The following is a 13,839-nucleotide window of genomic DNA, read 5'->3' as shown; positions in this document are numbered from 1 at the left end:
ACGACAGAAGCTCAGGGGCGGCTGTGCGTTACTTGGGTCAGCAAAAACACCGAGCCGTTCACGTCCAGCAAACCTGTCAGCGTGTCGGGCAGTTGATCCTGCACGGTGTGCTTGCCAAAGGCCTGCGCCACCTCCTCCACGGACGCAAACCACCACTCAACGATGACATCGAAGGCATAACCGGGCGGGGGCGTGTCAATCACCTCGTTGACCACCACGCGGCCTGCACAGCCCATTGGCCCCTGATCCAGCGCACGCGCGGGGTTGGCAGCCTGCCAGGCCAGGTGAAAATCATCGGCAGCAAGATCTGCCCGGCGACGCAGAAAACCGTGCAGCACCACCTCGCTGCGAGGCTGCTCGTGCAGCACCTGCTCGCGACACACCAGCGAGAAGTGGCGCACGTAGGTCGAGAAGACACGCGGCTCGTCCGGGCGCATCACCGCCAGGGTTTCGGGATCGCTCCAGATGGCGGCGGCCGACTCGCGGTCGCTCAGCACCAGCAGATTGACGCCGTCGTAGCTCTGATCGGTTCCGGCCAGCCCGGCGGGTGCCAGCACGCGCGAACACTGCGCCACACTTTTGACGCGGGTCGCCACGTTTGTGCACTGCCTGCCCAGCGCCGAGTGCTCGCGCCAGGCTTGTGGGAAGTCTTCAGCGCGCAATTGTGGATTGCGCCGTGCCAGGTAAATCATTTTCCAAACAGCCTCGGTCATGGCAATTTCTTTCTAATGCGAATGGTCATTCGACAACGGCGCGACTGACCTCGGCCTGCGCGGGATGGGCGGCAGCATAAGCCGCGGGATAGGTCGGCAACACGCGCGCGAAGGCGTACACGCCCGGTGCCAGCATGGCCACCATGCAGGCCAACGCGTACCGCAGGCCATCGCCGGGCAGGGTCACGCTCAGCAGGTCACTCAGCCAACCGGTAAAAATGGGGCCAAATCCATTGCCCACAATGGCGCCTGCCAGCAACACCATGGCGCTGGCCGTGGCACGTCGTGATGCCGGCACCACCAGGCTCAGTGCCGCATAAGTCGGCGCCACCCACCAGACAATAAAAAAGGCGTAGGCCACGATGAGGCAAGCGGCCGCCACCACAGCGCCAGGTGGCAGCATCAGATAAGCCAGGCCACAAGGCAGGGCAATGCCCAGCCCGATCAAGGGCACACCCTGCTGCCAGCGCTTGTCAAGCCGCGTCAGGCGGTCCGTCAGCGCACCCGACCAGAGGCCACCAAAGACCGACACCAAGGCGGCAGAGCCCGAGATCCAACCCGCGTTTTGCAATGACAGGCCGTGGCGGCGCACCAGCAGCGCGGTGTTCCACGCGCCAAAAGAGTAGCCAGCGACCAGCGCGCAGGCAGCACCAATGATCAACCAGCGAGTGACCGGCTGGCTCCATATTTCACGCACTGCGCCGCGTGGTGTGGCCTGATGGATCGAGGCGTGGGGTGCCGTCGCTTGCGCCAATGCGCGCAGCGGCTCACGCACGGTAAAGCGCAGCAACAGTGCCAGCACCAGCGCGCTGAAGCCCACCAACCCCATGGCCCAGCGCCAGCCGTAATGCTGGGCCAGCCAGCCACCCAGCACCATGGCCATCAGCGCGCCGATGCTGCCCCCCGTGCCAAAAACGCTCATCACGCGCGAGCGCTGACTGGCCGGATACAAGTCTGCCAACATGGCCATCGAGGCAGGCCCGCCGCCAGCGTCGCTGATGGCGCCACCGGCCCGCGAGAACAGCAGCGTCCAGAAACCGGTGGCTGCAGCACCTGCGGCCCCCAACACACCACCCAAGCCACGGCACCACACCACCAGGCCGCGGCGTTCGCCACAGTCAGCCAGTCGGCCCAGGGGGATGCCCAACAGCGCAAAGGTAAGCGAAAAACCCAGCCCGGTGATCAAGCCAATCTGCAAATCCGAGAGCAAGAACTCCGCTTTGACCGGCTGGATCAAAACCGCCAGTATTTGACGGTCCATGTAGGCCAGCGCCGCCAAGGCGGTCAGCAAGGCAAGCGTGTAGCGCGGCCGTGTACCGATATCTTGTTGTCGATCGTGCATGTAAACGGTCAGGCCGTCGTTGACCCGCCGTTGAGCGCCATGACCTGGCCACTCATCCAACTGGCTTCGTCGGACACCAGATAAGCCACCGCCGCACCCACGTCGTCGGGCGTTCCGGCGCGGCCCACTGCTGTGGTGCGTTTGGCGATCTCGTCGTAACCAAAGTTGTTCATGGCCCCAAGCGACACCGCATTGGCCGTAACCCCCTGGCGCCCAACCTCATGCGCCAGATGCCGCATGAAGCCCAGGGCGGCGGCCTTGGCCGCAGCGTAGTTGGACAGGCCCATGGGCATACCGAGGCGCCAGGATTCAGAACTGATGATGACAATGCGGCCAAAGCCACGCTCACACATGCCGCCCACCAGCAGCCGTGTGAAACCCAGAATGGCGCGCAGGTTCAGGTCCAGTTGACGCTCAAAGTCTTCGTCGGCCAAATCCTTGAACTGACGCAGCGAGTTGGGCATGCCCGGTGGTACACCAGCGTTATTGACCAATATGTCGATCTCACCAAACACCTGGCGCGTCGTGGCCACGATCTGTTCGCGCACAGCGGCGCTGGTGATGTCGCCCGGGGCGGCGCACACGGTGAAACCTTCAGCGCGCAGGGCTGCTGCTGCGCTTTCTGCGCGTTCAGCATAATAATCGTTGATCACCACGCGGGCACCCTGGCGCAGCAGCGCCCGCACCACGCCCAGACCCATGCCCTGGCCCGAGCCGGTCACCAGCGCCACGCGGCCATCGAGTTTGAACAACGGGGAAGTTGTTGTCGTCATCCTGAATCCTTGGAGTAGAGGTTGTGCAAATCACGCGCTCCAGTATGCGTGACTTGTTGCGCATCAACCTACTTCAAACAGACGAGACGCTAGGTCGCAGCGTGCGGGCAAGAACAACGCCTGAACGGCGCGCTCAGTCGTGTGTGCCGAGCCAGGCCACGCTGTTGAGGAACAGGCGCACCAGTTCGGTTTGGCGGCGCACGCCAGTTTTGGAAAAAATGGAGCGCAGGTGCGCACGGGCCGTGTTGCGCCGAATGTTCAGCGCATCGGAGGCTTCGTCCAGCGACAAGCCGTTGGCGAGCTGAATGGCCAGCGCGGTCTCGGCGGGGGTGAGCTGAAACAACTGCTGGGTCAGGCGAATCGGCGGCTGAGCTTTGCCCTCGGTGTCGCGCACGAACACCGCCACCGTGGGCCGCTGCTTGCCTTCGGTCCACTGATCGGACGCAATGCTTTGCACCACCAGACCCCAACTGAGCTGCCCCGAGGGTCGACTGATGGAGAGCGCGTCGGTCAGCGATATCTTGGACGCTTTGGGATGGGCCAGTGCATCGCGCACCAGGCGTTGCAGGCTGCGGTTTTCGTTGGGATAAGTGGCTTCGAGGTTGCCGCCAACGATGCGCAGGCCATCCGACATGGCAAGAATGGCCGTGGCCGCCGGGTTGCATTCGATGACCTGGCGGTTCTGGTCGAGGATGAAAACACCCACCATCAGCTGCGCCATTGCATGGCTGTAAAGCGAAATCACCTTGCGATCCTGATGGGTCGACAGGTGCAGATTGAGCGCGCGCTTGATATGGGGCAACAGACGCCGCCCGAGTTCAAGGTCCTGCTTCGAGAATGCCGGCGCATCTTCCGGGCGGGTGATGCGAAAGCCATAGACGCCACCATTGCTGGTGCCGATGTCAGCCGCCATCACGTGAAACACGTTGCGCGGTTGGCACCAGTCACGGTAGTAGGAAGACTCCCGCCATTTGGCTTCTGACAGCACGTCGGTGATAGTCACCAACCGGTCCGGCGGCATGCCCGTGAACGGACTGAACATGATCAAGGGGTTGCCCAGCCCCAGGTTGCGGCTCTGCTCGGAGGTCGACACAATGAGGCCAATGTCGTCGGCCGTGCCCGGCTGCACGATCAACGAGGCAAAGTTGCCTGCCAGTTCCCGACGTATCTCTTCCAGGCAATCAGACCAGTGACTCGAATCCAGCGCTGCCTCGTAGATCTTGTCAAGAATACGGCTGAACCGGTCAAGAGATATCTCAGTCGTTGCACCCGCAGGATGCATCGGCTTCGAGGTCGCGGAAGGTTCAACGGACGGTCTGGTCATGAGAGTTTAAGTATAAGAGTTGACGTTCCTGAACCGCAAGCCATTCACGACGTAGGGCCTCTACATCGGATCGAATCGAATCGAATCAGTTCAGTTCAAACAGGCCCGCCGCCCCCATGCCACCGCCAATACACATGCTTACCACCACATACCGCACCCCACGGCGGCGGCCCTCCAGCAGGGCATGGCCCACCATGCGCGCACCCGACATGCCGAATGGGTGGCCAATGGCGATCGCACCACCATTGACATTGAGGCGCTCGTCGGCTATGCCCAGCGTCTCACGGCAATGGATCACCTGGCAGGCGAAGGCCTCGTTGAGCTCCCACAGATCGATATCCTTCACCGTCAAACCGTGGCGCTGCAGCAGTTTGGGGATGGCAAAAACCGGGCCGATGCCCATCTCGTCGGCGCCGCAGCCCGCCACCGCAACACCACGGTAGGTGCCCAGCGGAGTGAGTCCACGGCGCTTGGCCTCGGCCGCACTCATCAGCACCGAGGCGGAGGCGCCATCCGATAACTGCGAGGCGTTGCCGGCCGTGATGAATTCCCCCTCAGGCACCCACTGGCCGTTTTTCCAGACCGGTTTGAGCTTGGCCAGGCTTTCCAGCGTGGTGTCGGCGCGGTTGCCCTCGTCCTGGCGCAGCGTCACCTCTTCGCTGCCGGTGACATTGCCCTCCTTGTCAAAGAGCTGCTTGCTGGTGGTGAGCGGCACGATCTCGTCGGCATATAAACCGGCTGCCTGGGCCGCAGCCACACGCTGCTGGCTGCGCAGCGCATAGTCGTCCTGCGCGCTGCGACTGATGTTGTAGCGGCGGCTGACAATTTCGGCCGTTTCGATCATCTGGATGTAGGCCGTGGGCGAAGCCGCCAGCACCGCCCTGGACTGGGCGCGGTAGCTGTTCTTGTGCTTGTTCTGGACCAGGGAAATCGACTCCAGGCCCCCCGCGACGGCGATGTCCATCTCGCCGGTCATGATGCCTTTGGCTGCCGTGGCAATACTCATCAGGCCTGAGGCGCACATGCGGTCAATGACCATGCCGCCGACGCTTTCGGGCAAGCCGGCGGTGTAGCCGCACAGGCGGCCCAGGTTGTAACCCTGCGTACCCTGCTGTGCGGCGATGCCCAAAATCACGTCGTCCACCTCATGGCCGGCGACCCCTGCCTTGTCGAGCGCAGCGCGGATGACATGGCCACCCAGCACGGGCGCCTCGGTGTCGTTGAAAGCGCCGCGGTAGGCTTTGCCAATGGGCGTGCGGGCGGTGGAAACGATAACTGCTTCATTCATGATCAATATCCTTATTCAAAATACAAGCGACTGATGGTGTCGACCACACAGCCCGGTTTGTCCTGGCCCTCGATCTGGACTGAGATGCGCACGGTGACCTGCACGCCATCACCCTTGATGGACTCCGCCGCAACCACCTGGCCGCAACCACGCACGCGTGAGCCGACCTTGACAGGGGCCGGAAAACGCACTTTGTCGCAGCCGTAATTGACGCCCATCTTCAAGCGGTCATAACTGACCAACTGCGGCAAAAAAAGATTGGCCAGCGACAACGTCAGATAACCGTGCGCGACACAGGCGCCAAAGGGCCCGGTCTTGGCCCGCTCGGGGTCCACATGGAGCCACTGGTGGTCGCCCGTGGCATCGGCAAAGGTGTTGATGCGGTCCTGGCTTATGTCGATCCAGTCGGTGGTGCCCAGGTCCTGGCCCACCGCCGTCAGCACTGCGGCCACGGAATCAAACTGTGTTGCCATGTCGGCGCGCCTCAAGCGTGCTGCGAGCTGACCGAGACCACCTCGCCGGTCATGTAGCTGGAATAGTCGCTGGCCAGGAACACCATCACATTGGCCACCTCCCACGGCTCGGCGCCCCGGCCAAACGCCTCTTTGGCCGACAACTCATTGAGCAATTCTTCGGAAGCCGATTTCTTCAAAAAGGCATGGATGGCAATGGACGGTGCCACCGCGTTGATGCGTACGCCAAACTCGGCTGCCTCCATGGCGGCGCAGCGCGTCAGCGCCATCACCCCGGCTTTGGCGGCGGCGTAATGGGCCTGCTCCACCTGGGCACGCCAGCCCAGCACCGACGCATTGTTGACAATCACGCCCTGGCCGCGCGGCTGCATCACCTTGAGTGCAGCGCGCACCATGCGGAACGTGCCGGTCAGCGTGACATCGAGCACCTTGTGCCATTCGTCGTCGGGCATGTCGACAATACGTTTGCTGGTGCCCAGACCGGCGTTGTTGACCAGCACATCGATGCCGCCCATACGCGCATTGGCGGCATCCACCAGCGCCTGCACCTGTGTTTCCTGACTCACATCACAGAGCTGGCCAAACACCGCCTGCAGGCCAGTGTCACGCTGGATGGCCTCGACCGCCTCCTGCAAGCGCCGCTCGTGCACATCTGAGATAAACAAGGCGCGACAGCCTTCTTCAGCAGCGCGCTTGGCCACCGCAAAACCGATGCCGGCGCCAGCAGCGGCGGTGACCAGAACCGATTTACCTTGAAGGAGGGCATGCGCAGGAACATAGTTGGGAGCGGGTTTCATGGACGACTCTCTTTGGATTGGATGTCAAAGAGCCCATGGTCGCCGACGTCGCCCCCTGGCGCATCGTCTGGATGGACGACGAAATTATTCAGTCATCCCGGCCACTTACCCAGGCACGCACCTGGGCATAAGGGTAAGTCTCCAGTGCGGCATAGCCGCTCAGGCTGCGGGCTTTCAGGCGGGTCAGGAGCGGTGCAGTGATGCCGCATAAAAAGCGGGTCAGCAATTCCGCACTGGCGGGCTTGCCTTGCAGCGCTTGGTGGCGGGTCGTCAACTCGCCGCACAGGGTGAAGAAGTTCATCCTGTCCAAAGGCGGCTGTTTTTCAGGCTCGGGCCACTGCGCCACCTGCCCTGCGCACACCGAGCAGTGGCCACAGCGCTGCGGTGCAGCTTGGTCACCAAAGTAAACCGCCAGGCGCTGACTGAGGCAGGTTTCGCTGGCAAACAAGTCCAGCACCGCCTGGATGCGCGCCACCTCGCTGGTTTCTTTGCTCTGAAAATAGTCGCTGAGTTCACGGCAGACGGCCTCTGCATCAAAGTGCGGCAGCAGCACCGCATAGACCTCGGTCATTTGCCTGGATTCGAGTTCAATCCAGCCTTTTTCGGCCAAATAATCCAGCGCCTTGACCACCCGGCTGTGTTCGCTTGGGTAGCTTTTGTGCAGCGCGTCAAAGTCCATCGTGCACCAGGTGCGGGCCTGAGGGGCGCAGCGCAACAGCGCCTCCAAAAATTGCAAGCGCTCGCCGCTGAAATGGGCCAGCAGCGTGGCTGGCTCGACCAAATATTTGAACCGGTACTCGGCAAAATAAGCGTAGCGCGATGCGATGATGCCGCGCAACTCCAGTTGCACCAGCAAGGTTTTGAGCGGCAGCAAGCGGATATTGCTTTGGTTGGACAGCGCAGTCAGCGTCAGCTCCCAGGCTTGGCCTGGCGGCACAGCCTGCAAGGTATTGAGCACATCGCGAATGCCGTCTGGCTCGGGCGTGTCACCATAGACAAAGTTTTCCAGCACTTGCAGACTGTCCTGATTGGCCAGCACCAGACAGTCAGAAGTTTGCCCGTCACGCCCGGCCCGGCCAATTTCCTGGCTGTAACCTTCGATGGACTTGGGCAAATCAAAATGCACCACGTTACGAATGTTGCTCTTGTCAATACCCATGCCAAAGGCGATGGTGGCCACCACGCAGTTCACCTGGCCCGCCATGAACTGCTGCTGAATCGCCACGCGCTGCTCATGCGCCAGCCCCGCGTGGTAGGCCTGCGCCGCCACAGCGCTGCGGCTCAAGTACTCCGCCACTTGCTCGGCAGTTTTTTGTAGCGTGACATAAACAATCGTCGGCTGCTCGGCGCGTTGGGCCAGCCAGTCCAGCAAGCGGCGCAATTTGTGGTGCGCGTTGACGGGCTCCACCGTCAAATTGAGGTTGGGCCGGTAGAAGCCGGTGCACACCACGTCGCTGGGGTGAATTGCAAATTTGCCCTGCATGTCGGCCACCACTGGCGGCGTGGCCGTGGCGGTAAGCAGCAGTGTTTGCGGGATCGCCAATTGCTGCTGGTAGGCGGGCAGTTTCAGGTAGTCCGGGCGAAAGTTGTGGCCCCACTCCGAGATGCAATGCGCCTCATCCACCACCAGCAGCGAGATCGGCACTTGCGCTATGAAGTTGCGAAAACGCTCATTATTGAGTCGCTCCACCGAGATCATCAAAACCTTTAACTCACCCGAGCGGGCCAGCGCCATCACCGCCTGGGTTTGCTCGCGGCTTTGGGTCGAGTCGATGCTGGCCGCCGCGATTCCCAAGCCTTGCATCAAGGTAAGCTGGTCTTGAATCAAAGCCAGCAGCGGCGACACCACCAGCGTCAGGTGCGGCAGCAGCAGCGCTGGCAACTGGTAGCACAGTGACTTGCCCGCACCGGTGGGAAAAATGGCCGCCGCCGAGCGCCCGGCCAGCACGGCTGAAATCACCGATTCCTGGCCAGGGCGAAACTGGCCATAGCCGAAAACGCGTTGCAGGGTGGGGACCATGGGCTTGGGGATGCTGCTGAATGAATGCGGGCATCTTAGCGGTAAAAAAGAAGGTAACGCGCGAAGGAAGAGTGCCGGCGGCTGTGCCAGAGCCGTCACGCAAGACCGTCGAATTTGCCCGTGAGCGCCAGCGCGTCACGATCGGCGATGCCATCAAATTGACGGGAGTCAGCCGAAACACGCTCAAGCTTCATTTCCGCAACCTGGTCGAGCACGGTCATTTGAATCAGCAGGGCAGCGGGCGTGGTGTTTGGTACGAACTCAATTGAGACGACCTCAGCGCGGCATCCCCAACGCACGCTCGGCCATGACGTTGAGCTGGATTTCGTTGGTGCCGGCGTAAATGGTGTCGGCCAGACTGGACAGCCAGAGCTGCTGCAAGGACCTGCACAGTGGGTCTGCATCGGCGATGTCACCCTCAACACCCAGCACGTCCATGGCCAGCGCGCCCAACGAACGCCGCCAGTTGGACCAGGCGTATTTGGAGATGCTGGCGGCACGCCCCGCTGCCGATGACGGGGCCACGTCGTCCTGCCCGGCCACCCGCAAGGCATGGCTGCGCAAGGTCAACAAACCCAATTCGGCTTGCGCCAGACGCTGACGCAACAGCGGGTTGCGGGCAGCGCCATTGCGGCGTGCCACGGTGATCACCTGCTCCAGCTCACGCCGGAAATGCGCTTGCTGGCCCAGCGTGGACACACCGCGTTCGCAGCCCAGCAGGTACATCGCCACCGCCCACCCCTGTCCCGGCTCACCCAGATGCAGGCTGCCCTCGGTGCGTGCACCGTCGAAGAAAACTTCGTTAAATTCCGAGCCTCCGGTGATCTGGCGGATCGGCCGCAACGTGACCCCAGGCTGGCGCAGCGGCACCAGCAGCAGCACCAGGCCTTTGTGACGTTGTGAGCCCGGATCACAACGCGCCAGCACAAAAATCCAGTCGGACTCATGTGCCCAGGAGGTCCAGACCTTTTGCCCATCGATGACCCAGTCGCCGCTCTGCGGGTCGCGCTGCGCACGGGTGCGAACCGCCGCCAGATCCGACCCGGCCCCCGGCTCGGAGTAGCCCTGCGCCCAATACGTCTCGCCTGCCAGGATGCCAGGCAAAAAACGCTGTTGCTGCTCCGGGGTGCCGTGTGCCATCAGCGTGGGGGCCAGCAACTGCTCGCCAATGTGACCCAGTCGCCCGGGGCCACCACAGCGCACATATTCTTCGTGAAAGATCACCTGCTGCGCCAAAGGCATGTCACGCCCGCCATGTGCAGGTGACCAGCCCATGCCGATCCAGCCGCCCGCCGCCAATTGCTGCTCCCAGCGTTTGGCCAAGACCGGGTCATAACCCGGCGCGCCCAGGCCGCTGGCACCATACAAAGGCTGAAATTCGCCGCACAAATGCGCCGCCATCCAGCTGCGCACCTCAACGCGGAAATCCCGCTCCATCTGTGTCTCAAGCAAATTCATGCCAATTCTCCTGCGGGTGCATCCAGCAGCTGGGCAGCCACCTGCTCCAGCCAAACGCTGACGGAACCAAGCCGCTGGCTGTTGGCCTGCGACCGGCGCAGAAAAAAATGCGGGTCGTATTCCCAGGTAAAACCAACCCCACCATGCAGCTGGATCGATTCCCGGGCACAGAACTGCGCGGCCTGCGTCGCTTCAAGACGCGCCTGGGCGGCATACAACAGCAAGGTCGCCGCATCGGTCGTGGCATCGGCCATACATGCGGCGCCATACACCGCGGAACGGGCCGCCTCCACCATCACCAGCATTTGGGCACAACGGTGCTTGACCGCCTGAAATCCGGCAATGGTTTTGCCAAATTGGCTGCGCTGTGCGGTGTAGGCCAGTGTCAGGTCCAGGCATTGCTGGGCCACGCCTACCTGTTCGGCCGCCAGGGCAATGGCGGCCAGACAGCGCACCCGCTCCAGGGCTGCACCCAGCTTCGCACCACGGGCCAGACAGGCCGAGGCGGGCAAGGCCAGTGCCTGGGCGTGAACGATGGCGCCGTGGCGTGTGGCATCGAGCGTGGGTGTGGCTTGCACCTGCAGGCCAGCTGAGCCCTGGCCCACCGCAAACAGCAGCCACTCACCAGTGGCTGCGCGCGCGGGCAGCAACAACAGATCTGCCGAGCCCGCCGCGCTGACGTGTGACCAGCTGCCGTCCAGCAGCCAACCGTCTGGGGTGGCGTGCGCCAGCGCCGCAGTGTCAGATTCGGGCGGCATGGCCAGCACCGCCCGCAGCGCACCGCTGGCCAACTCGGGCAGCAGGGCTTGAGCCTCGGCACTGTCGGGCAGCTCCCGCAGGAGCGTTGCGGCCATCGCGATGCCTTCAAAAAAAGGCACACACGCCAGATGGCGGCCGAGTTGCTCTTGCAGCAGGCAAAGCGCAATCCAACCCAGACCCAAGCCACCCACATCCTCGGGCAGATGCACCCCGCACCAGCCCATGTCCACCATGCCGAGCCAGAGCGCGTGATCGATGCCATCCTCGGTTTCACTGACCGTGCGCACCCGGCTCATGGGACTGGCATCGGCCAAAAAACTGATCGCGCTGTCCACAATCAGTTGCTGTTCGTCATCCAGCAAAAGGTTCATGCCCATCGCTATCTCAGGTTCCGTACACTTTTTGGGGGGGCCGTGCCTCGCGGATAAGCTGGTCGACCACACCTGTCAATTCGGCGGGCAACCAGCGCGCAGCCTTGTCGTTGATCGTGCCGGTGTGCCAGCCGTCGGCCACCGACAGTTCACCGCCCTTGGCTTCAAAACAACGGCCTGTGACATGGGCCGACAGCGGGCTGCCCAGCCAGACTACGATCGAGGCCACATTCAGCGGATCCCAGACGTCAAAGCCGCTTTCCGGCTTCTTGACCATGTCGGGCATGCCGGCTTCGGTCATGGCGGTACGTGCCGCTGGCGCCAGGCAATTGACGGTGATGCCGTAACGCGCCAGCTCGGCGGCCTGCACCAGCGTCAGGCCGGCAATGCCCGCCTTGGCCGCCACGTAATTGCTTTGCCCAATGGAGCCTTGTAAGCCCGCGCCGGAGCTGGTGTTGATGATGCGGGCATCGACCATGTTGCCTGACTTGGCCGCATCGCGCCAGCGGCGACCGAGCACATTGGCCAGACAAAAGTGGCCCTTGAGGTGCACTCGCATTACCATGTCCCAGTCCTCTTCCGACAAGGACAGGAACATGCGGTCGCGCAAAATGCCCGCATTGTTGACCAGCACATGCACTTCGCCAAAGGTGGCCAGTGTCGAATCCACAATGGCCTGCGCGCCAGCCAGGCTGGTGATGTCGCCGTGGTTGGCCATGGCGCGGCCACCCGCTGCCGCCACTTCGTCGGCCACGGCCTGCGCCGCGTCCAGACGAATGTCGTTGACCACAACATTCGCGCCCTCGGCGGCAAAGGCCAGCGCGTAGGCGCGGCCCAAGCCGCCGCCAGCGCCGGTGATGATCACGGTTCGGTTATCACAAATACCCATTTCAGTCCCTTAAGTTGCTTGCTCGGCCACCCTGCTTAAAACAAGGCCTGCCGGCAATAATTACGCTTTAAAAATCGATACGTCAGGCAGGCGCTGTGCCCACGGCACGGCTTGCTCCAACTGGACGGCCAGGCGAAGCAAACGTCCTTCGCGCCCATAAGGCGCCACAAAATGAGCGCCCACGGGCAGCTTTTCGGCCGTCCAGTGCATGGGCACCGACATGGCGGGATGCCCACTGATATTGAACAGCGAGGTAAACGCGGACGACTTCATCGCCTCCGCGGCATAACTCTCGAAAGGCTGGTCCAGCCGAAGCACCCCAAGCCGCTGGGCCGGCACGGCGGTGGTCGGTGTCAGGATCAAGTCGTACTGGCTCAAAAATTTGTCCAGCAACTGCCCGGCCTTGTCAAAGCCGGCACGCGCCTGGTAGAGCTGCTGGGCGGTGGTCTTTTTGGCCGCCTGCAAAGTAGCCCAATTCAGCGGCTCCATTTCATCTTCACGCACGGCACGGCCGAGCAACTTTTCGCGCTGTTCGATGCTGCTCTGCATGCCTGCCGCCATGCCCGCAGACATGCCGGCGTAGATGTCTCGCACCGGCAACTCTGGCATGGCCTCTTCCAGCACATGGCCCAGGGCCTCGCAGGTCTTGATGGCCTTGTCCAGCGCGGCCAGACAATCGGTGTGAACGGGAACGCCGAAGTAATTCTTGCGCCAGACGGCAATACGCAGCTGGCGCTCCGGCTGCGCCAGCGCCTGAACATAGCTGCCAGTTACATCAATGGGTGGGCGCACGCGCGAGCCCCATTCCGGGCCCGCGCTCAGGTCCAGCAGCAGCGCACTGTCGCGCACGCTGCGGCTGATGACATGGTTCACCGACAGCCCCACCGCACCATCGAGCGCATCGGGGCCGGCAGGCACGCGGCCACGGCTGGGCTTGAGACCAAACACACCACAGTGCGCCGCCGGGATGCGGATGGAGCCGCCGCCATCGCTGGCATGCACCACCGGAAGAATGCCGCTGGCCACCACCGCCGCTGCACCACCAGACGACCCCCCGGTGGTGAACTCGGCATTCCAGGGGTTGGGCGTGAGGCCATAGAGGCGGGATTCGGTGGTGGTGGTCATGCCGAACTCTGGCGACGCTGTCTTGCCAAAAATATTGAGCCCGGCGGCCTTGTAACGCTGCACCAGCGTCGAGTCATGCGTGGCCACTGCGCCCTTGAAGAAGGCACAGCCATGGGTGGTGACTGTGCCTTGCATGCTCTGGCCCAAGTCCTTGAGCAAAAAGGGCACACCCCACAGGGGGGCTGCTGCCACGGCTTGCTGGCGCGCCTCACGGCCCAGGGCCGATGATTTTTTGGCCTGTTCCCGGGCCAGTTCAAAGTCGCGCAGCACCACGGCATTGAGCTTGGGCAGGGCTTCGATACGGGTGATGACCCTGTCCAGGACTTCCAGTGGTGTGATCTCACCACGGCGCATTTGCCTAGCCAAGGCAACCGCATCTTGAGGTGCAGCATGGTCTGAAGCCACACCCACCGCTGTGGCCGGAAGAGCTGCCGCCGCCGCAGTGGCGGCTGCGCCCTTCAGAAAAAGGCGACGCTCCAGGTCATTCACGTTGTTATCCATCGTGTT

General features: G+C 62.7%; 13 protein-coding genes. 1 reads left to right on the top strand and 12 read right to left on the bottom strand.

Annotated elements, in window-relative coordinates; translation table 11 throughout:
* Positions 1-11: 11 nt before the first annotated feature.
* The 8 genes from Q7U49_RS15085 to Q7U49_RS15050 all read right to left on the bottom strand — a co-directional run bounded on the left by Q7U49_RS15085 (position 12) and on the right by Q7U49_RS15050 (position 8,730).
* Positions 12-713 (bottom strand): EthD domain-containing protein, encoded by a 702-nt coding sequence (locus tag Q7U49_RS15085; RefSeq protein WP_304765504.1) that lies wholly within the window; start codon positions 711-713, stop codon positions 12-14.
* A gap of 25 nt (positions 714-738) precedes the next feature.
* Complete coding sequence (locus tag Q7U49_RS15080; protein ID WP_304765501.1) at positions 739-2,055, bottom strand: MFS transporter; 1,317 nt, start codon at positions 2,053-2,055, stop codon at positions 739-741.
* 8 nt (positions 2,056-2,063) lie between these two features.
* Positions 2,064-2,828 (bottom strand): SDR family NAD(P)-dependent oxidoreductase, encoded by a 765-nt coding sequence (locus tag Q7U49_RS15075; protein WP_304765499.1) that lies wholly within the window; start codon positions 2,826-2,828, stop codon positions 2,064-2,066.
* 133 nt (positions 2,829-2,961) lie between these two features.
* Positions 2,962-4,152 (bottom strand): helix-turn-helix transcriptional regulator, encoded by a 1,191-nt coding sequence (locus Q7U49_RS15070; RefSeq protein ID WP_304765496.1) that lies wholly within the window; start codon positions 4,150-4,152, stop codon positions 2,962-2,964.
* An 85-nt stretch (positions 4,153-4,237) separates the two neighbouring features.
* The gene (locus Q7U49_RS15065) at positions 4,238-5,440 is read right to left on the bottom strand and encodes an acetyl-CoA C-acyltransferase (RefSeq protein WP_304765494.1); all 1,203 of its coding nucleotides are present in this window, start codon (positions 5,438-5,440) and stop codon (positions 4,238-4,240) included.
* A gap of 11 nt (positions 5,441-5,451) precedes the next feature.
* Complete coding sequence (locus Q7U49_RS15060; protein ID WP_304765492.1) at positions 5,452-5,913, bottom strand: MaoC family dehydratase; 462 nt, start codon at positions 5,911-5,913, stop codon at positions 5,452-5,454.
* Positions 5,914-5,924: 11 nt separating this feature from the next.
* Complete coding sequence (locus Q7U49_RS15055) at positions 5,925-6,710, bottom strand: SDR family oxidoreductase (protein ID WP_304765490.1); 786 nt, start codon at positions 6,708-6,710, stop codon at positions 5,925-5,927.
* Between the two features lie 88 nt (positions 6,711-6,798).
* On the bottom strand, positions 6,799-8,730 hold the full coding sequence (locus Q7U49_RS15050; protein WP_304765488.1) for an ATP-dependent DNA helicase RecQ: 1,932 nt from the start codon (positions 8,728-8,730) through the stop codon (positions 6,799-6,801).
* 20 nt (positions 8,731-8,750) lie between these two features.
* Here Q7U49_RS15050 and Q7U49_RS15045 point away from each other — a divergent pair, with 20 nt between their 5' ends.
* Complete coding sequence (locus tag Q7U49_RS15045) at positions 8,751-8,999, top strand: hypothetical protein (protein ID WP_304765485.1); 249 nt, start codon at positions 8,751-8,753, stop codon at positions 8,997-8,999.
* A 7-nt stretch (positions 9,000-9,006) separates the two neighbouring features.
* On the opposite strand, the gene Q7U49_RS15040 is transcribed toward Q7U49_RS15045, so the two are convergent.
* From Q7U49_RS15040 to Q7U49_RS15025, 4 genes are read right to left on the bottom strand one after another with little or no spacing between them, the layout of a single operon-like run.
* Entirely contained in the window at positions 9,007-10,188 is a 1,182-nt protein-coding gene (locus Q7U49_RS15040; protein WP_304765482.1) for an acyl-CoA dehydrogenase family protein, read from the bottom strand.
* A complete protein-coding gene (locus tag Q7U49_RS15035; RefSeq protein ID WP_304765479.1) occupies positions 10,185-11,318 on the bottom strand; it encodes an acyl-CoA dehydrogenase family protein in 1,134 nt (377 codons plus the stop codon). The genes Q7U49_RS15040 and Q7U49_RS15035 overlap by 4 nt, the downstream gene beginning before the upstream one ends.
* 13 nt (positions 11,319-11,331) lie before the next feature.
* Positions 11,332-12,207 (bottom strand): SDR family oxidoreductase, encoded by an 876-nt coding sequence (locus Q7U49_RS15030; RefSeq protein ID WP_304765477.1) that lies wholly within the window; start codon positions 12,205-12,207, stop codon positions 11,332-11,334.
* Positions 12,208-12,267: 60 nt separating this feature from the next.
* On the bottom strand, positions 12,268-13,833 hold the full coding sequence (locus Q7U49_RS15025) for an amidase (protein ID WP_304765474.1): 1,566 nt from the start codon (positions 13,831-13,833) through the stop codon (positions 12,268-12,270).
* Positions 13,834-13,839 lie beyond the last annotated feature (6 nt).

The sequence above is a fragment of the Rhodoferax sp. genome (assembly GCF_030653815.1).
In the GTDB taxonomy this organism is placed as follows: Bacteria; Pseudomonadota; Gammaproteobacteria; order Burkholderiales; family Burkholderiaceae_C; genus Rhodoferax.
The sequence above is the reverse complement of the archived record's forward strand: the minus strand, read 5'-3'. Positions and strand labels throughout refer to the sequence as shown.

Coding starts and splice junctions, on each gene's coding strand:
- Q7U49_RS15085 (WP_304765504.1), bottom strand. CDS start 713: ATGACCGAGGCTGTTTGGAAAATGATTTACCTGGCACGGCGCAATCCA.
- Q7U49_RS15080 (WP_304765501.1), bottom strand. CDS start 2,055: ATGCACGATCGACAACAAGATATCGGTACACGGCCGCGCTACACGCTT.
- Q7U49_RS15075 (WP_304765499.1), bottom strand. CDS start 2,828: ATGACGACAACAACTTCCCCGTTGTTCAAACTCGATGGCCGCGTGGCG.
- Q7U49_RS15070 (WP_304765496.1), bottom strand. CDS start 4,152: ATGACCAGACCGTCCGTTGAACCTTCCGCGACCTCGAAGCCGATGCAT.
- Q7U49_RS15065 (WP_304765494.1), bottom strand. CDS start 5,440: ATGAATGAAGCAGTTATCGTTTCCACCGCCCGCACGCCCATTGGCAAA.
- Q7U49_RS15060 (WP_304765492.1), bottom strand. CDS start 5,913: ATGGCAACACAGTTTGATTCCGTGGCCGCAGTGCTGACGGCGGTGGGC.
- Q7U49_RS15055 (WP_304765490.1), bottom strand. CDS start 6,710: ATGAAACCCGCTCCCAACTATGTTCCTGCGCATGCCCTCCTTCAAGGT.
- Q7U49_RS15050 (WP_304765488.1), bottom strand. CDS start 8,730: ATGGTCCCCACCCTGCAACGCGTTTTCGGCTATGGCCAGTTTCGCCCT.
- Q7U49_RS15045 (WP_304765485.1), top strand. CDS start 8,751: ATGAATGCGGGCATCTTAGCGGTAAAAAAGAAGGTAACGCGCGAAGGA.
- Q7U49_RS15040 (WP_304765482.1), bottom strand. CDS start 10,188: ATGAATTTGCTTGAGACACAGATGGAGCGGGATTTCCGCGTTGAGGTG.
- Q7U49_RS15035 (WP_304765479.1), bottom strand. CDS start 11,318: ATGAACCTTTTGCTGGATGACGAACAGCAACTGATTGTGGACAGCGCG.
- Q7U49_RS15030 (WP_304765477.1), bottom strand. CDS start 12,207: ATGGGTATTTGTGATAACCGAACCGTGATCATCACCGGCGCTGGCGGC.
- Q7U49_RS15025 (WP_304765474.1), bottom strand. CDS start 13,833: ATGGATAACAACGTGAATGACCTGGAGCGTCGCCTTTTTCTGAAGGGC.